Source organism: Stenotrophomonas sp. GZD-301, from assembly GCF_049310345.1.
GTDB lineage: Bacteria > Pseudomonadota > Gammaproteobacteria > Xanthomonadales > Xanthomonadaceae > Stenotrophomonas.
Genome location: NZ_JBMOWY010000037.1, coordinates 1 through 21,269, shown reverse-complemented (window position 1 = coordinate 21,269; position 21,269 = coordinate 1). Strand labels below are relative to the sequence as shown.

Here is a 21,269-nt window from a genome sequence, read left to right as displayed (position 1 = left end):
GCTGGCGGATCGTGTGCCGGCCGTCGTTCATGTTCGAGTCGGTTGACGCGTACCGCCCTTCACACCGCGCCGTTATGCTTTGGCGATGAATCGACTTCCCCTCTTTTTCCTCGGTACGCTCGCCCTGGCGGCCGCCACCGATGCCGGCGCGCAGTCGCTCGATGCCCAGCGCGCGCAGCTCAAGGCCGCCATCGACAACGCCGAGCGCGGCCAGTACGACCCGGCCCAGGCGGCCGCGCTCAGCCGCCATCCGCTGTACGGCTGGCTCGAGTACGCCAACCTGCGCCGCACCATCGATACCGTGGGCAACGCGCAGGCGCAGGACTTCCTCAAGCGCTACAACGGGCAGGCCGTGGCATCGAGCTTCCGCAGCGTATGGCTGCCCGCCGTGGCCCGGCGCCAGGACTGGCCGACCCTGCTGGCCAACTGGGTGCCCACCGACAACGTCGGCCTGCGCTGTGCCCAGCTCAACGCGCGCCAGGCCACCGGCAAGGCCGACGCCCAGTGGACCACCGAGGCCCAGGCGATCTGGCGCAGCACCGGCAAATCCCTGCCGGACGCCTGCGATCCCGTGTTTGCCGTGCTCGACGCCAAGGGTGGGCTGAGCGCGGAGCTGCGCTGGGCGCGCATCGACGCGGCGGCCGATGAAGGCCAGCCGGCAGTGATGCGCAGTGCCGCACGTGGGTTGCCGGCCGCCGATCTGGCGCTGGCCAACACCTACGCCGCGTTCGTCGACAAGCCCACTGCCAGCGCGTTGAACTGGCCGCGCACAGCGCGCAGCCAGCGCATCGCCACCGATGGCCTGGCCAAGCTGGCCAAGGCCGACCCGGACGCGACCGAGCAGCAGTTGCCGCAGTACGCCAGCGCGCTGCAGCTCAGCCCTGCCCAGCAGGCCCAGGTGCTGTATCAGATCGCGCTGTGGACGGTGGCCTCGTACGGACCCGACTCCGCGCGCCGGCTCAACGCCGTGCCCGACGCGGCCTATGACGAACGACTGCACGAATGGCGCGCGCGCGAAGCGCTGTCGCGCGGCGACTGGCCGCAGGCGCTGACCGCCATCCGCAAGATGGGCAGCACCCAGCGCAACGACTCGCGCTGGCGCTATTTCGAAGCGCGCATGCTGGAGAAAACCGGCAAGCGCAGCGAGGCCCAGGCGGTCTACCGCGAGGCCGCACGCGCCGCCACCTTCCACGGCTTCCTTGCCGCCGACCAGCTCGGCCAGCCCTACACGCTGTGCCCGTGGGAACCCAACGACAGCAAGCAGGCACAGGCGGCGGTCGCACGCGACCCGGCCATCGTGCGCGCGATGGAGCTGTTCAAGATCGAACGCAGCGGCTGGGCCGTGGCCGAGTGGAACGATGCGCTGAGCCGCTACGACACCACGCAGCGCCGCATCGCGGTGGAAGTGGCACGCGACAACGGCTGGTTCGACCGCGCGGTGTTCTCGCTCGGCAAGACCCCGGACGAACAACGCCTGTACTCGCTGCGCTTCCCACTCCACCACGACGACGCCATCCGCCGCGAATCGCTGCGCAACGCCATCGACCCGGCCTGGGTGGCGGCGGAAATCCGCGCGGAGAGCATCTTCAACCCGAAGGCGCGCTCGCCGGCCAACGCGATGGGCCTGATGCAGGTGCTGCCCACCACCGGCGCCAGCGTGGCCAAGTCGATCGGCCTGGCCAACTACGGCGGCGCGGCCAGCCTGTACGACCCGGACACCAACATCGCCATCGGCACCGCCTACCTGCGGCAGCTGATGGACAAGTATCAGGGCCTGCCCTACGTCACCATCGCCGCCTACAACGCCGGCCCCACGCCGACCGCACGCTGGCAGACACAGCGCCCGGGCTTTGATCCGGACATCTGGATCGAGACCATCAGCTACAAGGAAACCCGCGAGTACGTGGCCCGCATCCTGGCCTTCAGCGTGATCTACGACTGGCGCCTCAACGGCGATGCGCTGCCGGTCAGCGACCGCATGAACGGCCGTCTGCAGGCCAAGCGCAAGAGCTTCACGTGCGCGGCCAACGCCGACAAGGGCGGCGACTGATCCTGGCGGAGCAGGTGGCGCTGATCGGGTGGGTCGCGCGGACCCAGCCGGTAGAGCCGACGGGGTAGAGCCGACTGTTAGTCGGCTGCTCTTTGCGGCAAACGCGGGCGCGCTGCGCGCGTTAGCCGACTAACAGTCGGCTCTACCCGGTTGGTCGGCTCTACCCGGTCCGGTCGGCTCTACCGGTCCGGTCGGCACCAACCCACCGGGAGCCGCAACGACCGCCTACGGGAAGGCCGTGGCATCATTGCCCGCATGAAGATCTATCTTGTCGGCGGCGCGGTACGCGACCGCCTGCTGCAGCATCCGCCCGGCGACCGTGACTGGGTGGTGGTCGGGGCTACCCAGCCCGACATGGAGGCGCTCGGCTACAAGGCCGTGGGCAAGGATTTCCCGGTGTTCCTGCACCCGGACACGGGCGAGGAATATGCGCTGGCCCGCACCGAACGCAAGTCCGGCCGCGGCTATCGCGGCTTCGTGGTGGATGCCGATCCGTCGGTGACGCTGGAAGACGACCTGCTGCGCCGCGACTTCACCATCAACGCGATCGCCTGCGACGAGGCCACCGGCGAGCTGGTCGATCCCTATGGCGGCCTGCGCGACATCGAGCAGCGCGTGCTGCGTCACGTCGGCCCGGCGTTCGTCGAAGACCCGTTGCGTGTGCTGCGCGCGGCACGCTTCATGGCGCGCTTCGCACCGCTGGGGTTCACCGTGGCCGACGAGACGATGGCGCTGATGCGGCAGATCGCCGGGAGCGGCGAACTCGACACGCTGGTGCCCGAACGGGTCTGGCAGGAGCTGCGCCGCGTGCTGGGCTCGAACCGTCCCTCGGCGTTCCTGCGCACCCTGCACGATGCGCACGCGCTCGGCCCGATCCTGCCCGAGCTGGAGGCGTTGTACGGGGTGCCGCAGCGCGCCGAGTTCCATCCCGAAGTGGACACCGGCGTGCACCAGGAAATGGTCAGCGACATGGCCGCACGCCTGGCCCCGGGCGATGACCTGGTCGGCTTCGCCGCGCTCACCCACGACCTCGGCAAGGGCCTCACGCCGCGCGAGGAATGGCCGCGCCACATCATGCACGAGCAGCGTGGCCTGGCCCCGCTGCGAGCGCTGTGCGACCGGCTGAAGATTCCGCTGGAACACCGCCAGCTTGCCGAAGCGGTGTGCCGCGATCACCTCAACGTGCACCGCATCGACGAACTGCGCGATGCCACCGTGCTCGAGCTGCTGTCGCGCTGCGATGGCTTCCGCCGCCCCGAGCGCATCGCACGGATCGCGCTGTGCTGCGAGGCCGACAAGCGCGGGCGGCTGGGCTTCGAGGACAGCGACTACCCGCAGGGCGCCACGCTCACGCGGCTGCACCAGGCCGCCCTGGCCGTGCAGGCGCGCGATCTGGATACGCAGGGCCTCACCGGCCCCGCCATCGGCGAGGCGCTGGCCAAGGCCCGCATCAAGGCGATCAGCGCCGCACGCTGACCGCTCATCCGGCAGTCAGCCGTTTCACGCAGGGTGCGCAGCGCAGTCGGGCATGGTGGGGGCACGTTCCCGCTGGAGTAGCCGATGATCCGATGCCTGCCTGCCCTGCTTCCGATGGCCCTGTGCGCGGCCCTGGCGAGCGCCGCGCCGGCCATCGCGCAGACCCCGGCCCTGCCCACGCCCATTGCCGACACCGCGTCGGTGCCGACCGGGCCGCGCTCGGACCTGCATGCACAGGTGCTGCTCGACCGCGCGCATTTCTCGCCTGGCCAGATCGATGGCCTGCCCGGCTCCAACCAGAAACGCGCGGTGTCCGGTTTCCAGGCCGCCCACGACCTGAAGGTGACCGGCGAGCTGGATGACGCCACCTGGCAGGCGCTGCAGGCCGATCGCGTGGAAGTGCTGGCGCGCTACACGTTGACCTCCGAGGATGTGGCCGGTCCATTCCAGCCCATCCCCAAAACCCCGTCCGCGCAGGCCAAGCTGAAAGCGCTGGGCTTCGCCTCCGTGGAAGAGGCGCTCGGCGAGCGCTTCCATGCCGATCCGGTGCTGCTGCGCACGCTCAATCCCGGTGTCGATTTCAGCAGGGCCGGCACGGCGATCCAGGTACCGAACATCGCCCCGTCGACTCTGCCGAAGGCAGCCAGGCTGGTGATCGACAAATCCGAGTCGACGCTGCGGCTGTTCGATGCGCAGGGCAAGGTCTACGCGCAGTTCCCGGTATCGTCGGGCAGCCGGCATGATCCACTGCCGATCGGTACCTGGAAGATCCTCGGCATCTCGCGCGATCCGACCTTCCACTACAACCCCAAACTGTTCTGGGATGCGCGCAAGGGTGAAGGCAAGGCGACGCTGCCGCCGGGCCCGAACAATCCGGTGGGGCGGGTCTGGATCGACATCTCCAAGCCGCATTACGGCCTGCACGGCACGCCCGAGCCGGGGCACGTGGGCAAGACCGAATCGCATGGCTGCGTGCGCATGACCAACTGGGATGCACTGCAGGTCGCCGACGCGGTGGATGCGTCGGTGCCGGTGGTGATGCAGGAGTAGACGATGAAGACCGGACTGCTGCTGGCGGTGGGACTGGTGATCGGCGTGGTCGGTGTGTGGCTGCTGGCGCCGCGTGCCGCACCGGCCGGGGCGGCGGCAACGCCGCCCGCACCTGCGCCTTTGAACGCGGCGGTCGCGCCTGTCGCGCCATCGGCAGTCTCCGCGCCGACAACCTCCGCACCCGCACCGCCCGCACCGGCCGGCACTCTGCTGCTGCCGGTGCAGGGCATCGCCGCCACACAGCTGCAGGACACCTTCACCGATGCGCGCAGCGAAGGCCGCGTGCACGATGCCATCGACATCCTCGCCCCGGCCGGCACGCCGGTGCTGGCGGTGGCCGATGGCACGGTGGAAAAGCTGTTCGACAGCGAGCGCGGGGGGCTCACGCTGTACCAGTTCGAGCCGAGCGGGCGCTACTGCTACTACTACGCGCACCTGCAGCGCTATGCCGATGGCATCGTCGAGAAGAAGGCGATCAAACGCGGCGAGGTGATCGGCTATGTGGGCAGTACCGGCAATGCGTCGCCGGACGCACCGCACCTGCACTTCGAGATCCACCGCCTGGGCGCGGAGCGTCAGTGGTGGAAGGGCGAGTCGCTCAACCCCTATCCCGTGCTGCGGGGTGGCGCCGCGCTGGACTGAGCCGCCTTGCCTGCTCAGCCACAGGCGGCGAGCGCAGCCTCCAGTTCGGCCACATGCTGCGAGCGCGCCAGGCCTTCGGCACCGGAGGTCGCGCACGACGCGCACCAGCGCGCCCGTGACAGCGCGCAGCGCAGCATCAGCCGCGCCACCTCGGGAACCGCCGCCGGTGCCGCCTGCTGCAGTGCCAGCGCCGCATAGTCGCGGTCGCGCGGCCAGTCGAGCGCATCGGCCTCGGTCTCCAACGCGGGCAGCAGACACTGCGCCTCCGCGAGGGACGCAACGCCGCACAGGTCGGCCACACGCGCATCGACCGCATCGGTGGGGCTGCCCTGCCGGTACAGTGCATCGGCGGTGTGCTGCAACGGCGTCATCGGGCGTCCCGGTCCTGCATCCACGTGCTCCTGTATCGATCCGCACCGAGCTTAGCCGGTGCGGGTCGCACGCCGCCAGCTACCAGTCGAACCGCAGCCCGAGATTGCCCTCGATGCTGCGCTGCTCCTGCTGCCGGCTGCTCTCCAGGTCGCGCGTGTAGTCGACCACCGCGAAGGCGCTGACGTTGGCATTGAAGCGCGCGACCACGCCCACACCGACTTCCAGCGCCCGGTAGTCCTGCTGGTTGACGATGCGGTTGCGGTCGAAGTCGATCCGGTCCTGCCCGTCCAGCGCCTGCCAGTAGTTCACCTTGAGGTACGGCTGCCAGCCGTTGCCGGCGATGTCGTAGTCGGCGGCCAGGCGCAGGCCGACGCGGCCGGCCCAGGCACTGTCGCTGTCGAAGTGCACCGCCGCGAACAGATCGCCCGCGTCGTCGATGTCGTTGCGCTGCCAGATCACCTGCAGCTGCGGCTCCAGCCACCAGGCCGACTGGCCGAAGCGCAGCAGCGGCCTGCCCACTTCCAGCGACGCGGTGGTGCCCTCGCCGCGCACATCGATGCCCAGCCCGCGGGCCGAGCGTGCGTCGCCGTCGTAGCGGCTCTGCATCAGCACCGCATCGAGATAGCCGCCCTCGCGGCCGACCCGCGTCCAGTACAGGCCCACGTGTTTGTCGTCCAGCCGCGTGCGGCCGACCACCAGGTTCTCCCAGCCCACCGCGAAGCCGGTGACGTTGCCCTGTGCACGGGTCCGGCCGACGAACACGCCGACCTGGTCGCGCACGCTGTCGCCGGCGTTCGCGTACAGATCCAGACCGGCCTGCACGCCCTGGATGTCGCCGTCGAACCCTGGCTGCGCGTCGCCCGCCCAGTGCTGCTCATGGCTCGCGCCGATCAGCCGCGCCCACGCGGCACGCACGCCGCCCTCCCCGGCGAGCAGGCGCTGCTCGCCCTGGCGCTCGTGGAAGGTGCCCAGACTCAGCAGGCTGGTCTGGCGCAGCAGCAGCGGCACCACCGCGTAGGTGGGCGTCTCGATACGGTACAGCGGCACGACATCGCCTTCGGCCGCGCGCGCGCCTGGCGTGGGCGGCTCGGCCACGGGCGACGGTACCGCCGCCACCTCGGTGGGCACCGGTGGCGGCGTATCGACCGCAGGCGGCGCCACGGGCGGCGGTGCCGGCGGTTCCGGCGGCGCGGCGGGCTCGGGCACCAGCGGATCGGGATCGACCGGAATGACGGCCGGTGGCGGCGGCAGTGGCGGCGGCGGCGTGCCAAGGGCGTCCGGGGGCGCCGGCGCCGGCGGCGGCTCCGGGGTGGCCGGAGGCGGTGCGGGCGCCGGTGTCGCGCTGGCCACGAGGGTCGAACGCAGATACCAGTTCTCGCCGCTGCCCGCGCTCACGCCGCCCTTGAACAGGAAGTACTCGAAGGCGCCCGCCGCGAGCGTGTTGTACAGGGCGAACGCGTCGTTGGTGGTGGTGGCGCCATTGGTCGCCTGCACCACCAGGATGCCGTCGGCGAGGGTCGCCGCGCCGGCACCTCCGACGTTGCGTACGCCGATGCCGGTGGTGCCGCTGGCGGTGCCGTTGGCGATTACCAGCCGGTCCGACGGCGAACTGTCGTCGCCCAGCACCGTGCGCAGGTACAGCGCACCGCTGTTGCCGACGTAGTTGCCGACGAGCGTGAACGCGGTGCCGGGAACGCTGCCGCCGCTCGTCAGGTCGACGCGCCCGGCATTGGTGACGGTGGCCAGCTGGCCGGCAGTGAACGGCGCGATGCTGGCGCTGGTGCCCGTGGCGAACAACGCGCTGGTGGCATCAACAGCGAGACTGCCGGTACCGGTGCCCACATCGCCAAGCAGCAGCGTGCCGTCGACGGTGAGCTGGGTATCGCCGGTGAGCGCGATGCGCTCCCAGCCGGTAAAGCGCGCGACGCCGTTGGTGGTGACGTTGCGCATGCTCAGCGCGTCGTTGCCCGCGCCGCCGTCGAAGCGCGGCAGTGCGCCGAGGTGGCTGGCATTGAGGTTGGCGAGCGTGGCCACGTCATCGCCATCGCCGAAATCGACGAGGCCGTACACCACGCCGCCGTCGTGCCAGTCCATGCGGTCGTTGCCGAGGCTGAGCCGGACTTCGCCACGTACGGTGCCGCCGCTGAGGGTCAGGCTGTCGTTGCCACCGCTGACGCTGATGTTGCCGCCGATGTAGCCGTCGGATACCACGATGGTGTCGTTGCCGAACGCGGCGACGAGATTCCCGTCGATGGTGCCGCCGGACATCAGGAAGGTGTTGTCCTCCAGCTTCAGATTCACGCGGCCGATCTGGCCGCCGGTCATTTCGGCATAGTCGCCGTCGTCGAAGCCACCGATGATGCGTCCGCCGGTCATGCGGAAGCGGTCGGTACCATCGCCCTGCGCGAGGGCGCCGACAGTGCCGCCGGTCATCAAAAAGGTGTCGAGACCATTGCCCTGGCTTACCAGCCCGGTCACGCTGCCGTCGCTGATCTCGAACAGGTCGTCACCGTCGCCCTGCGCCACGGCATCGATGACACCGCCACGCAGCACCAGCGCGTCGCGCCCTTCGCCCTGCTGCACGCTCCCGCTGATGCTGCCGGCGAGCATTTCCAGCCGATCGTCGCCGGCACCGGAGACGATGCCGCCGGTGGTGCCGGCAATGACACCGCGATTGACCACGCGGCTGCTGCCACCCAGCTGCAGCGCGGTACCGGCGGCGGTCGCCAGGCGGCCCTCGTTGTTGATCAGGTGACCGGTCCCGCCCGGCAGCACGATGGCCGCGCCGCTGGCAACGGCCACCTGCGCGGCACTGCCCACGTTGATGGTGATGTTCGAGGCGCCGGCCGCACCGGCGATGCCCACCGTCTGCGGATTGGGCGCCGCGGCCGTACAGGTGACGGTCTGGCCCGCAGTGGGCGCGGGCGTATCGCAGCCCGCCCAGGCCGGCGCGGCGGCCACCAGCAACAGCGTGCCAACCGCACTGCCGCGGCCCAGTGCGATCCAGTGCGCCGTGCAGACGGCCAACAACGTGGGTGCCGGTGTGGCGGGCGTGGTGCGCATACACCTGTCCTTTGCGGGGGCGGGAAATACGACACCGGCCAAACAGTGGAACCACGCAGACCGGCCCCGGTAGTTATACGGAGCGGGAGTGATGCTCCGGTCAATGCCGGCAGCGCTGAAAACGCGGTGCCCTGTTCAGATTTTCAGGTAGATCCGTCGCCGGTCCAGTACCCACATCACGCCCCACCACAGCGCCACGAATGCCAGCGCGCAGCACAGCGATGCCAGCGACGCCGATGGCAGCCGCGCCGCCAGCCAGGTGTAGGCTCCCGCCCACACGCCGCTCGCCACCAGCACCAGCGACATCGCCGATGAACCGAGGTAGGCCGCAATCGCGTTGACGCCGAAGCGCCGGCCCACCGCCGGAGCGCCCGCACGGTCCACCAGCAGGTGCGCGGCCAGCAATGCCGCCACCGACCATCCGCCTGCCCACAGTACGAAGCTGGGCGTCCACAGGTTCTTGTTGAGCGGCAGCCACAGCGTTGCCAGCGCGCCCAGCGCCAGGCATGCGATGGCCAGGCCGCCCAGCCGGCCCAACTGGCCGGCACGCAGCCAGGCACCGGCACGCAGGCCCAGCAGTGTGGTGGCCACTGCACCGGCGCTGCTGAGCAGGCCTTCCGGATCGTGGCCCAGTCCGGTTGCGGCGGTGTATTTGTAGAGCATCGGCGCGAACAGCGCGGTATCCAGGCGGCTGGCCACATTCACCCACGGGTCGAGCGACGCCCCGCTCAGCAGCACGATGCCGTAGCCCAGCAACAGGACGACCATCACCGCCCATTGCGTACGCGCACGGGTGTGGATCGCCAACAGGCCCACCACCGCCACGCACAGTGCGATCCGCTGCAGCACGCCCCACAACCGGTAGGCCGGCAGCTCGAACAGCCACCATGCCAGCAGATGCAGCAACGCACCGGCCAGCACAATCCGCAGCGCGCGCTGCAGCAACCCGCGGCGCAGCGCCGGCCGCGTCGCCGGGTCGTGCGCACGCGGCGCCAGGCTGAACGCCATCGACACGCCCGCGATGAACAGGAACAGCGGGAAGATCAGGTCGGTCGGGGTGAAGCCATGCCAGTCGGCGTGCAGCAACGGGGCGTACACATGCCCCCAGTCACCCGGATTGTTGACCAGCAGCATCGCCGCGACGGTCAGCCCGCGCAGCGCGTCGATCGAGCCCATGCGCGGGGATGCGGCGGTGGTCATGCGTCTTCGCGCTGACCGCCGATCCAGGTACTGCGCACCTGCAGCGCATCGTCCAGCAGCACCAGATCGGCGCGATGGCCTTCGGCGATGTGGCCGTAACGATCATCCAGGTTGAGGAACTCGGCCGGATAGGTCGACGCCATGCGCGCCGCCTCGGCCAGCGGCAGCCCCAGCAGCTGCACCGCGTTGCGTACGGCGGTGGCCATGTCCAGCGCCGAGCCGGCCAGCGAGCCGGCCGCATTGCGCACCACGCCATCCACGGCGGTAATGACCTCGCCATACAGTACGTAGCTGGGGTCATCGGCCCCCACCGGCGGCATCGCGTCAGTGACCAGCATGACCTTGCCACGCGGCTTGGCCGCCAGCGCCACGCGCAGACTGGCCGGATGCACATGCACACCGTCGGCGATGATGCCGACCCAGCTGTCGCGGTCTTCCAGCGCCGCGCCGACCGCGCCCGGCTCGCGGCCGGTCAACGGCGACATCGCGTTGTACAGATGGGTGAACCCGCGGATGCCCGCCTCCAGGCCGGCACGGGCTTCTTCATAGCTGGCCGCGGTATGGCCGGCGGCCACCACCACGCCACGCTCGACCAGCGCGCGGATGCTGTCCAGCGGCACCCGTTCCGGCGCCAGCGTCAGCAGCGTCACGCCGTTGTCCAGCGAGGCTGCCAGCGCGATCTCGGCCGCATCGGGCACGCGGAACTTGCTGGCATCGTGGGTGCCCTTGCGCGCCGGCGCGATGTACGGCCCTTCCAGGTGGATGCCGAGCACGCCCGGCACGCCGTCGATGATCGCCTGGCGCGTGGCGGCGATGGCACTGCGCATCACTTGCAGATCATCGCTGATCAGCGTCGGCAGCAGACCGGTGGTACCGAAGCGCCGATGCGCCTGCGCCAGCGTGCGCAGCGTGGCCACGTCCGGCGTGTTGTTGAACAGCACGCCGCCGCCGCCATTGACCTGGGCATCGATGAAGCCCGGCAGCAGCCAGCCGCCGCCAAGGTCCACCTGTTCGTCGGCCTGGCCGAGCGTGGGCGCGGCGTCGGAGACCAGCGCGGTGATGCGGCCACTTTCGATCACCACGGCGAGATCGTCGCGGAAGTCGTCACCGGCCAGGATGCGGGCGTTGCGCAGGACGGTTTTCATCAGACGGTTTCCGTCACCTTGTTCAGATGCGGCGGCAGGTCGGGATTGTGGCCGCGACGCAGCGCCAGCGCGTTGATCGCGCGGTAGAAGGCCTGCACCGCCAGCAGCGGTGCGCACGCCGGGTGCGGCGCAGCCGGCAGCGCCAGGTCGCCGCCAACATCGGCCAGCCACACCTGCGCGTCACGCGCGGCGAACTCCTGCACCACCGCGCGGGTGCCGGCGCCGGTTTCATCGGGTTGGGCAAAGGCCAGCACCGGGAAGCCCGGGCCAACCAGCGCCATCGGCCCGTGCTTGACCTCGGCCGAGCTGTAGGCTTCGGCATGCAGGCCGCAGGTTTCCTTGAACTTCAACGCCGCTTCCTGCGCCGCGCCCAGGCCCAGACCGCGCCCGAGCACGAACAGGTTGTGCGCCGGCACCAGACCGTCGGTGAGCGACGACCAGTCGCTGTTCCAGGCCTGGCGCAGCGCGTCGGGCAGCACCCGCAACGCGGCGATCAATGCCGCGTCCTGGCTCCAGTACGCCACCAGCTGCAGGATCGCCGACAGCGAGGCAAGGTAGCTCTTGGTCGCCGCCACGCTGCGCTCGGCACCGGCGCCGAGCGGAATCACCGTCTCGGCCAGCTGCGCCAGCGGTGAATCCTCCACGTTGACCAGCGCCACCACGCGCGCACCGGCCGCACGCGCGGCCTCGGCGTTGCGCAGCAGGTCCGGGCTCTTGCCGGACTGCGAAATCACGATGTACAGCGCCCCGCGCAGCTGCAGCGGTGCCTCATAAACCGAGCCCACCGACGGCGACGCCGACGCGGTGACCAGCCCCAGCCGCGTTTCCAGCAGGTACTTGGCATAGGTGGCGGCATGGTCCGAGCTGCCCCGCGCGCAGGTCACCACGAACGGCGGCGGCGCAGCGCGCAGGCTCGCCGCCAGCGTTTCCACCGCGACCTGGTTGCGCGCGAACTGCGCGGCGATCACGTCGGCGGCTTCCGCGGCTTCGCGGTACATCAGGGTCTCGTGGGGAGCAGGCAGGGACATGGGGACTCAGGTCGTTTCAGGAGAGGGAGGGCGTGCACCCTGCGGGCGCATCGGAGCGGTGGAACCGCGCACCACCAGTTGCGGGACGAAGCCCTGGTTCTGCAGCTGCAGCGGCGCATCGTCGTAGGCATCGCTGCGCAGCTGCGCGATCAGCAGGCGCGCGGCGTGCCGGGCGATGTCCTCGGTGGCCTGCTTGGCGGTGGTCAGCGGCGGCCACGACTGGCGCGAGAACGGGCTGTCCTCGAAGCCGGCGATGGACAGGTCATACGGCACGTTCATGCCGGCCGACTTGGCCGCCGCCAGCACGCCGGCGGCGATTTCGTCGTTGGAGCCGAAGATCGCGGTGGGCGGCTCGCGCAGCGCCAGCAGGCGGCGGGCGCCGCGGAAGCCGTCGTCGAAGGTGTAGTCGCCCTGCACCACCAGGTGCTTGTCGATGGTCATGCCGTAGTCGCGCAGCGCCGCCTCGTAGCCGGCATGGCGCTCGCCGCTGGAGCGGTGCGAGCTGCCGCCCCACAGGAACCCGATGCGCTGGTGGCCGAGCTGGATCAGGTGCTCGGTGATCTCGTAGGCGGCCTCGCGGTCGTCGACGAACACGCAGGCACCGTCTTCCGGGTCGGCGGTGGCGGCGATGATGCGCACCAGCTTGATGCCGCGCGCGGTCAGCGCCGCGACCAGGTCCCGCCGTTCGGACATCGGCGCGGTCAGCACCAGCCCGGCCAGCCGCGAACGCTGCACCCAGTCGGCCAGCTCCTCGGCCAGCATCGGCGAGCTGGAGTCGCACGGATGGATCTGCAGCCCGAAGCCGGTCTCCCGGCACGCCGCCAGCACGCCGTTCTGCACACCGATGATGTGGTACGGGTTGGGGTTGTCGTAGACCAGCCCGACCACCAGCGTGGTGCCGGTGCGCAGGTTGCGCGCAGCGGGATCGGGCTCGTAATCCAGCTCGGCGATGGCGCGCAGCACGCGTGCCCGCGTGGCCTGCATCACCGAAGGCTCATTGTTGATGACGCGCGAAACGGTCTTCAACGACACCTTGGCCCGTTCGGCGACATCCTTGATGGTCGCTCTGCGCATGCTCTTGTCCTGCGGGTTCCGTGGAGCGTCCATGATCGCCGATCACTGGCCGTCGCGGGACAGGCCGACCCGGTGGCCCCGGACCGAGTAGAACAGGATGTACAGGTAGCACGGGATCATCAGGCCGGCGAACACCCACTGGAAGTCGAAATGCTGCTTCAGCACCGCGAACGCCTGCGGGATGATCGCGCCACCGGCGATGGCCATCACCAGCAGCGCCGAGCCGGTCTCGGTGAAGCGGCCCAGGCCACGGATGGCCAGCGGGAAGATGGCCGGCCACATCATTGCGTTGGCAAAGCCCAGCGCGGCCACGAAGCCCACCGACACATAGCCGTGGGTGAGCAGTGCCCCGGCGCAGAACACCACGCCGAGCACCGCCGAGATGCTCAGGTAGCGCGACTGCGAGACCAGGTGCGGAATCAGCGCCAACCCGACCAGGTAGCCCACCAGCATCGCGCCGAGGGTGATCGAGGTGAACATCTTGGTCTGGTCCAGCGGCAGGTCGAAGCCGTGGCCGTAGGTACCGATCGCGTCGCCGGCCATCACTTCCACGCCGACATACACGAACAGACACAACACGCCCAGCCACAGGTGCGGGAACTGGAAGATGCTGGTGCGTTCGGCCACGCCGGCCGCGCGTGCCGGAGTGGCGTTGGCCTCGGAGGTCTTCAGCTCCGGCAGCGGCGAGAACAGCACGCCGACCGCCAGCACCACCAGCAGCCCGGCCATCGCCATGTACGGCAGCTGGATCTTGGCCGCGAAGTCGTTGAGCAGCACCGTTTTGGACGCCGCATCGGCAACCTTCACCTGCGCATCCAGGTCGCCGATGCCGTGCAGAACAAGGGTGCCGATCAGTACCGGGGCGAGCATGCCGGCGATCTTGTTGCAGATGCCCATCAGCGCGATGCGCCGCGCGGCGGTCTCGATCGGGCCGAGGATGCTGATGTACGGGTTCACCGCCGTCTGCAGCAGGGCCAGCCCGCTGCCGATGATGAACAGGCCACTGAGCGCGCCGGGATACCAGCGCTGCTGCGCGTAGTGGGCAAACACCACCGCGCCGCCGGCCATCACCAGCAGGCTCAGGCTCAGGCCTTTCTTCATGCCGGTGCGCTTGAGGATCCACGACGCCGGCAGCGCCAGGAAGAAATAGGACAGGTAGAACACCATCAGCACCAGGAAGGCGCCGACTTCGTCCAGCTCGAAGGCCAGTTTGACGAAGGTGATCAGCGGGCCGTTGAGCCAGGTGAAGAAGCCGATCAGGAAGAACAGCACGCCGATGATCAGGATCGAGGTGACCACGCTGGAACGCGCGGAAGCAGCAGGCACTGCAGACATCTGGAAGGCTCCTGCATCGACGGCGCGCGGGGCGGCATCGGAAGAGTGGCTGGGAACAACGTTGTCACATTTATTCGACGCGCCCGCTGTCTTTGTCAACAACTTGCTGCGGCCTCGCGCTGTCATACGGTCATGCTGCACCTGCGCAAACCACCGCGCCGCGCCAGCAGGGCCGGCGTACACCCCCGGTTTTCAGGGAGTTTGCGAAAACATGACGGCAGTGCGGTGAAAACGTTTTCCCGCGCAACCGCCCGTTGCAGCGCACCATCGAAAGTGTGAGGTTATCGTTGACATCGTTGTCAGAACGATTACAGACTCCGCCTCAATCGCCGGGCACCAGCCTGGCCGTGCGCACCCAAGGGAGTCCGTGTGACCGCAGCTGCCCACTCTGTCCAGGCCCATGCCGCCTCCGCGGCGCTGCCGCCGTTCCTGGCCGCCGATGTGGGCGGGACGCATGTGCGGGTCGCCCGGGTCCAGGCCAGCCAGGATCCGGCCCATCCGGTGCAGCTGCTGGAGTACCGCAAGTTCCGCAATGCCGACTATCCCGGGCTGAGCGCGATCCTGGCCGACTTCCTCGCCGACAGCCCGCGTCCGGCCCACTGCGTGGTGGCTACCGCCGGCTATGCCCGCGACGACGGCACGGTGATCACCGCCAATGTGCCGTGGCCGCTGTCGGCCCGGCAGATCGAACGCGAGGTCGGCCTGGACCAGGTCTATATCGTCAACGACTTTGAAGCAGTGGCCTACGCCGCCGCCCAGGTCGATGCCAGCGGCGTGCTGCAGCTGACCGGCCCGGCCACCGCGCCGCGCGGCCCGACCCTGGTGGTCGGCCCGGGAACCGGGCTGGGTGCCGCGGTGTGGATCCCCACCCCGCACGGCGCGGTGGTGCTGGCCACCGAAGCCGGCCAGCCGACCCTGGCCACCACCACTGAACTTGAAATGGCGATCGTGCGGCAGATGCTGCGCGACCGTTCGCACGTGTCGGTCGAGCAGGCACTGTCCGGCCCGGGGCTGATGAATCTGTACCGCGCGCTGTGCGCGATCAACGGCCAGACCCCCACGCTGGCCAGCCCGGATGCGATCACCGCCGCGGCGATGGCCGACCAGGACGCGCAGGCGCGACAGGCGCTGGAGGTGTTCTGCGGCCTGCTCGGCAGCACGATCGGCGACATGGCCCTGCAGTACGGCGTCACCGGCGGGGTGTACCTGGCCGGCGGCATCCTGCCGCAGATCCGCGAATTCCTGTTGAACAGCAGTTTCGTCGCGCGCTACCTCAACAAGGGGCCGATGCGCGAAGCGCTGGAACGCATTCCCGTGAAGGTGGTCGAGCACGGGCAGCTGGGCGTCATCGGCGCCGCCAGCTGGTACCTGGGCCGTCAGGACGCCTGATCCGTTTCGCAGCATCGATCACCGTACCGAAAACGCAGCACGCACTACGTGGCACGACACCGCCCGGGATGCTCTACACCCGCGCAGGCCAACGCAACCGCAAAACGACCGCCGCAGCCGGCAACCATCGAGTGATGAGGAGAGACATCATGAACACCCGCAAGACCCTGCTTTCTGCAGCGATCGTCAGCTGCCTTGCCTTCAGCGCCCACGCGCAGCAGGCCCCCGCTTCCGCCCCGACCGCCACCGACCTGGACACCGTGCAGGTCACCGGTATCCGCGGCTCGATGGAGAAATCGCTGGACACCAAGCGCGAAGCCAACGCGCGCCTGGAAGTGGTCACCGCCGAGGACGTGGGGAAGCTGCCGGCGCACAACGTCGCCGACACCCTGCAGCGGCTGCCCGGCGTCAACATCAGCTCGTCCAGCGCCGATGAAGGCGGCTTCGACGAAGCCGATCGCGTCAGCCTGCGCGGCACCAGCCCGAGCCTGACCCAGACCCTGATCAACGGCCACACCGTGGCCTCGGCCGACTGGTTCGTGCTCAGCCAGGGCAACAACGTCGGCCGCAGCGTCAGCTACTCGCTGCTGCCGTCCGAGCTGGTCAGCTCGGTGGAAGTGAACAAGTCCTCGCAGGCCAAGCTGCAGGACGGCGGCACCACCGGCACCGTCAACATCGTCACCCGCACTCCGCTCGGCTTCGCCAACAAGTTCACCGCCGAAGCGTCGGTGGGTGCGGTGAATTCGGACCAGGCCGATTCGACCGATCCGCAGCTGTCGGCCCTGTTCAACTACAAGAGCGACGACGGCCGCTTCGGCGTCCTGCTGCAGGGCTTCTACCAGAAGCGCGAGCTGCGCCGCGAAGCGCAGGAAATTCCCGGCGGCTTCTTCAAGATCGCCGCTACCGACCCGGTCGCCGCGACCAACCCGGACCTGATCGGCGTCAACGTGCCCGGCCTGCTGGGTTCGACCCTGTTCGAGCAGACCCGCGAGCGCAAGGGCGGCCTGGTCACGCTGGAGTTCAAGCCGACCGACGATCTGACCTTGGCCCTGAGCGGGTTCAGCTCGAAGATGGAGGCCAACAACTACAACCGCAACTTCATGATGTTCGGCAACAGCTTCGCCAAGTCGCAGGCGCCGGACCCGGGCTACACCATCAAGGATGGCGTGCTGACCAACGCCACCTACACCGGTCGTCCGGGCACCGACTACGCGGTGTACGACATGATCTACCGCGAAGCCACCGCCAAGACCAACTACGTCACCTTCGACGCGGACTGGCAGATCAACGACAACCTGAACTCCAAGTTCCAGGTCGGCACCACCAAGGGCACCGGCTCGACCCCGCGCCAGTTCATCGCCGAAGTCACCGCAGCCAACGGCGGTGGCGCCAGCTGGAGCACGCACGGCAATGGCTCGCCGATCGACTGGAACGTCGGCGGCAACATCGGTCCGAGCGGCGTCACCAGCTTCGGCACCTGGGGCAACCAGGAAGTGACCGCCGAAGACAAGGAAGACTGGGTCAACCTGGACTTCAGCCAGTACTTCACCAGCGGCGCCCTGAGCTCGATCGACTTCGGCGTGCGCTATGCCGACCACAAGCGTGAAGCACTGTCGCCGGAAGGCGCCACCCCGGGCAACATCTGGGCCGCACTGCAGAACGGCGCCACCGCCAACTATCCGGGCGGCTTCGCCAAGGACATCGGTGGCACCTTCCCGCGCAACCTGTGGTACTTCACCCCGGATGCACTGAAGGACGCGATCCTCAACAACTCCACCTGGCTGGCCAACAACGACGGTCCCGACGGTCGCCACAACTACGGCGCCGAGTGGAAGGTCGCCGAGAAGAACTTTGGCGCCTACGTGCAGGCCAACCTGAGCGGCGATCGCTGGGCCGGCAACTTCGGCCTGCGCTACGTCAACATCAAGCAGGACATCGACACCTACCTGGCCGTGCAGGATGCGGCCAATGCCGATGTGCGCAGCCTGTTCGGCATGTGGAAGGCGCAGGCCTTCGAGAACAAGCACAGCCGCGTGCTGCCCAGCGCCAACCTGAAGTTCGACCTGGCCGAAGACCTGGTGTTCCGCTTCGCCGCCTCGCAGACGCAGACTCTGCCGGACTACTCGGCCCTGGGTGCATCGTCGTGGGGTTCGGATCTGAACAAGACCGGCGGCGGCGGCAACCCGAAGCTCAAGCCGACGGTGTCGACCAACCTGGACGCCAACCTGGAGTGGTATTTCATGCCGCGCGGCCTGCTGTCGGCCGGCGTGTTCTCGATGAACATGAAGGACTACATCGCCTTCGACGTGCAGACCCAGATGCTGTTCAGCGAGCTGACCCATCAGCTTGAGGCCTACCAGGTGTCCGCACCGATCAATGCCGATGGCAAGGTCAGCGGCCTGGAACTGGTGTACGAACAGCCGATCGGCGAGTACTTCGGCGTCAATGCCAACTACACCTACGCCGATGGCAGCTCCTCGCACACCTGGGCCGATGGCACCAACAACCTGCTGGGTACCTCGAAGAACACCTACAACGTCGGTGCCTACTTCGAGAACGACACCTTCGGCGCACGCCTGAGCTACACCTACCGTTCGGAGTTCCTGATCAGCCTGTCCGGCGCCAATCCGTACTACCAGGATGCGTTCGGCACGCTGTCGGCATCGCTGAGCTACAAGGCCACCGACTGGCTGAGCGTCAGCTTCGATGCGCTGAACCTCAACAACCCGACGTACAAGTACTACCAGAGCTCGGCCATCCCGACCTCGTTCTACAGCAACGGCCGCCAGTACTATCTGAACTTCCGCTTCAAGTACTGATCCACGCCACACCCTGCTGAACGCCTGAACGACGGGCCCGGACCTCCGGGCCCGTTTTTACAGGTGGACCCGATTCGCTACAAAGGAATGACCCGATGCACACCCGCACCCGTCGTACCTCGCTGTCGCTGCTGACCTTCGCACTGGCCGTTTCCCTCGCACCGCTGGCCCATGCCGCCGATGCCCAGGCGCCGGATGGCCCGCGCGCCCTGCCCGGCTCGCTGCCGTTGATGCCCGTGCCGGCCAAGGTCGAACGCATTGACGGTGCCGGTTATACCGTCACCGCCACCACGCCGGTCCATGCCGATGGCGATGCCGCACGCCGCGTGGCGGGGCAGTTCACCACGCTGCTGCGCGACAGCGGCGGCCCGGCGCTGCAGGTGCAGGCCGGCCGCGGCAAGGACGGTGTGCGCTTCGTGCTGGACAAGGCACTCAAGACCGGCGCGGAAGGCTACCAGCTGCGCACCGGCAGCACCGGCGTGACCGTGCAGGCCGCCACGGAAGCAGGTCTGTTCTACGGTGCGGCGACGCTGTCGCAGCTGGCCACGGCCGGCGCAGGCGGCACCGTGCCGGCGCTGCGCATCGACGACGCCCCGCGTTTCAGCTGGCGCGGGCTGATGCTCGATTCGGCACGCCACTTCCAGAGCCTGGACGAGATCAAGCGCGTGCTCGACGCGATGGCCGAACAGAAGCTCAATACCTTCCATTGGCATCTCACCGATGACCAGGGCTGGCGCATGGAGATCAAGCGCTATCCGAAGCTCACCGGGGTCGGCAGCTGCCGCATTCCCGCCGGCGACGGCGGCCGCGATCCGGCCACCGGAGCGCCGCGCCCGTACTGCGGGTTCTACACCCAGGAGCAGATCCGCGAGGTGATCGCCTATGCGGCCGCGCGCCACATCCAGGTGATTCCGGAAATCGACGTGCCCGGCCACGCCACCGCCGCGATTGCCGCCTATCCCGAACTCGGCACGCTGGACACCCCGCTCACGCCGTTGAGCGAATGGGGTGTGTTCCCGAACCTGTTCAACACCGAGGAAAGCACGTTCCAGTTCCTGGAGAACGTGCTGGAGGAAGTGATCGCCCTGTTCCCCGCCAAGTACGTGCATGTGGGCGGCGATGAAGCGGTCAAGGACCAGTGGGAAGCCTCGGCGCGGGTGCAGGCGCGCATGCGCGAGCTGGGCGCGGGCAACGAGATGGAGATGCAGAGCCACCTGATCAAGCGCCTGGAGAAATACCTGGAGCAGCACGACCGCCGCCTGATCGGCTGGGACGAGATCCTCGAAGGCGGCCTGCCGCCGGAAGCCACGGTGATGTCCTGGCGCGGCACCGAAGGGGGCCTGAAGGCCGCCAGCGAAGGCCATGACGTGATCATGTCGCCGGTCACCGATATGTACATGGACTACCTGCAGACCGCCTCGGACAACGAGCCGCCGGGCCGGCCGCTGACCACGCCGCTGGCGCGCGTGTACGGCTTCGAGCCGGTGCCCGATGCGCTGGCCCGCGACAAGCAGCAGCACATCCTCGGCCTGCAGGCCAACATGTTCACCGAGCACACGCGCAGCTACGCGCGCCTGCAGCACAACCTGTTCCCGCGGCTGGCCGCCGTGGCCGAAACCGGCTGGTCGCCGCGCGATCGTCGCGACTACGGCGACTTCCTCGCGCGTCTGCCGACCCAGCTGCAGCGGTGGCAGGCGATGGGCATCGCCTACGCGCAGACCCCGTTCGAGGTGGAACTGGACAGCCGCGACGACCGCAAGGCCGGCACCGCCACGCTGACGCTGCACAACCCGCTGGGCTACGAGATCCGCTACAGCACCGATGGCAGCGCGGTCACCCCGCAGTCGCCGCGCTACAGCACCCCCCTGCAGCAGCCGCTGCCGGTCGCGCTGCAGGCGGCCGCGTTCTTCGACGGCAAGGCCCTGGCCCGGGCGGCCAGCCGCTTCGACATCACCGCCGCCTCGCTGCTCAGCCGCACCGACGAGCACCTGGCGCTGTGCCCGGGCGAGGGCAAGCTGCTGCTGCGGCTGGAAGACGACGGCCCGGCCGACGGCACGCGGGCGATCTTCAACGTCAACATCTTCAATCCGTGCTGGTTCTGGCAGGACGCGGACCTGGACGGCATCGCGCGCCTGCGCGTGCGTGCCGGCCAGATTCCGTACTACTTCCAGCTCGCCCACGACGAACCGCAGCGGAAATTCAGCCCCGCACGGAGCGCGCACGGCGAAATGGACATCCTCAACGGCCAGTGCGATGGCACCCCGCTGGCGACCGTGCCGCTGCCGGCCGCGCCCGGCAAGGACGGTTTCATCACCCTGGAAGCCGCGCTGCCGCGGTCGCTGAAGGGCACGCAGAACCTGTGCGTGCGCTTCACCGGCGACACCCGGCCGACGATGTGGGTGCTGGACGAACTGACCCTGCTGCCGAAGTAGGGTAAACACCGCAGGTCGTGCCGGCCGCTGACCGACGGTCATGCCGGCCGCTGGCTGGCGGCCATGCCGGCCGCTGGCTGGCGGTCATGCCGGCCGCTGGCTGGCCGTCATGCCGGCCGCCTGCTGGCGGTCATGCCGGCCGCCTGCCGGCGGTCATGCCGGCCGCTGGCTGGCCGTCATGCCGGCCGCCTGCT

At 69.0% G+C, this 21,269-nt stretch carries 14 protein-coding genes; 7 read left to right on the top strand and 7 right to left on the bottom strand.

Going from position 1 to position 21,269, the window contains the following annotated elements; genetic code table 11:
• Positions 1-85: 85 nt before the first annotated feature.
• The 4 genes from ACO6VK_RS09910 to ACO6VK_RS09895 all read left to right on the top strand — a co-directional run bounded on the left by ACO6VK_RS09910 (position 86) and on the right by ACO6VK_RS09895 (position 5,218).
• Positions 86-2,050 (top strand): transglycosylase SLT domain-containing protein, encoded by a 1,965-nt coding sequence (locus ACO6VK_RS09910; RefSeq protein WP_422506697.1) that lies wholly within the window; start codon positions 86-88, stop codon positions 2,048-2,050.
• A 255-nt stretch (positions 2,051-2,305) separates the two neighbouring features.
• Complete coding sequence (locus ACO6VK_RS09905) at positions 2,306-3,526, top strand: multifunctional CCA addition/repair protein (protein WP_422506696.1); 1,221 nt, start codon at positions 2,306-2,308, stop codon at positions 3,524-3,526.
• 84 nt (positions 3,527-3,610) lie between these two features.
• Positions 3,611-4,576 (top strand): L,D-transpeptidase family protein, encoded by a 966-nt coding sequence (locus ACO6VK_RS09900; protein WP_422506695.1) that lies wholly within the window; start codon positions 3,611-3,613, stop codon positions 4,574-4,576.
• A gap of 3 nt (positions 4,577-4,579) precedes the next feature.
• Complete coding sequence (locus ACO6VK_RS09895) at positions 4,580-5,218, top strand: M23 family metallopeptidase (protein ID WP_422506694.1); 639 nt, start codon at positions 4,580-4,582, stop codon at positions 5,216-5,218.
• Positions 5,219-5,232: 14 nt separating this feature from the next.
• Here ACO6VK_RS09895 and ACO6VK_RS09890 read toward each other — a convergent pair whose 3' ends face one another.
• From ACO6VK_RS09890 to ACO6VK_RS09860, 7 genes are all read right to left on the bottom strand, one after another.
• Entirely contained in the window at positions 5,233-5,589 is a 357-nt protein-coding gene (locus ACO6VK_RS09890; protein WP_422506693.1) for a hypothetical protein, read from the bottom strand.
• A 79-nt stretch (positions 5,590-5,668) separates the two neighbouring features.
• Positions 5,669-8,653: an autotransporter domain-containing protein gene (locus tag ACO6VK_RS09885; protein ID WP_422506692.1), complete on the bottom strand. Its 2,985-nt coding sequence runs from the start codon at positions 8,651-8,653 to the stop codon at positions 5,669-5,671.
• 135 nt (positions 8,654-8,788) lie between these two features.
• On the bottom strand, positions 8,789-9,853 hold the full coding sequence (locus ACO6VK_RS09880) for an acyltransferase family protein (RefSeq protein WP_422506691.1): 1,065 nt from the start codon (positions 9,851-9,853) through the stop codon (positions 8,789-8,791).
• Positions 9,850-10,998 (bottom strand): N-acetylglucosamine-6-phosphate deacetylase, encoded by a 1,149-nt coding sequence (gene nagA, locus ACO6VK_RS09875; protein ID WP_422506690.1) that lies wholly within the window; start codon positions 10,996-10,998, stop codon positions 9,850-9,852. The genes ACO6VK_RS09880 and nagA overlap by 4 nt, the downstream gene beginning before the upstream one ends.
• Positions 10,998-12,026 (bottom strand): SIS domain-containing protein, encoded by a 1,029-nt coding sequence (locus tag ACO6VK_RS09870; RefSeq protein ID WP_422506689.1) that lies wholly within the window; start codon positions 12,024-12,026, stop codon positions 10,998-11,000. Before ACO6VK_RS09870 ends, nagA begins: the two co-directional genes overlap by 1 nt.
• Positions 12,027-12,032: 6 nt before the next feature.
• Positions 12,033-13,100 carry a LacI family DNA-binding transcriptional regulator gene (locus tag ACO6VK_RS09865; protein WP_026070492.1) on the bottom strand — a complete coding sequence of 356 codons (1,068 nt, stop codon included), beginning with the start codon at positions 13,098-13,100 and terminating at the stop codon, positions 12,033-12,035.
• A gap of 42 nt (positions 13,101-13,142) precedes the next feature.
• Positions 13,143-14,435 carry a sugar MFS transporter gene (locus ACO6VK_RS09860; RefSeq protein WP_422506688.1) on the bottom strand — a complete coding sequence of 431 codons (1,293 nt, stop codon included), beginning with the start codon at positions 14,433-14,435 and terminating at the stop codon, positions 13,143-13,145.
• Between the two features lie 417 nt (positions 14,436-14,852).
• Here ACO6VK_RS09860 and ACO6VK_RS09855 point away from each other — a divergent pair, with 417 nt between their 5' ends.
• From ACO6VK_RS09855 to ACO6VK_RS09845, 3 genes are all read left to right on the top strand, one after another.
• Positions 14,853-15,824, top strand: coding sequence for a glucokinase family protein (locus ACO6VK_RS09855; protein ID WP_422506722.1), 972 nt, complete (start codon positions 14,853-14,855; stop codon positions 15,822-15,824).
• A gap of 149 nt (positions 15,825-15,973) precedes the next feature.
• Complete coding sequence (locus ACO6VK_RS09850) at positions 15,974-18,643, top strand: TonB-dependent receptor (protein WP_422506687.1); 2,670 nt, start codon at positions 15,974-15,976, stop codon at positions 18,641-18,643.
• A 95-nt stretch (positions 18,644-18,738) separates the two neighbouring features.
• Entirely contained in the window at positions 18,739-21,075 is a 2,337-nt protein-coding gene (locus tag ACO6VK_RS09845) for a family 20 glycosylhydrolase (RefSeq protein ID WP_422506686.1), read from the top strand.
• Positions 21,076-21,269 lie beyond the last annotated feature (194 nt).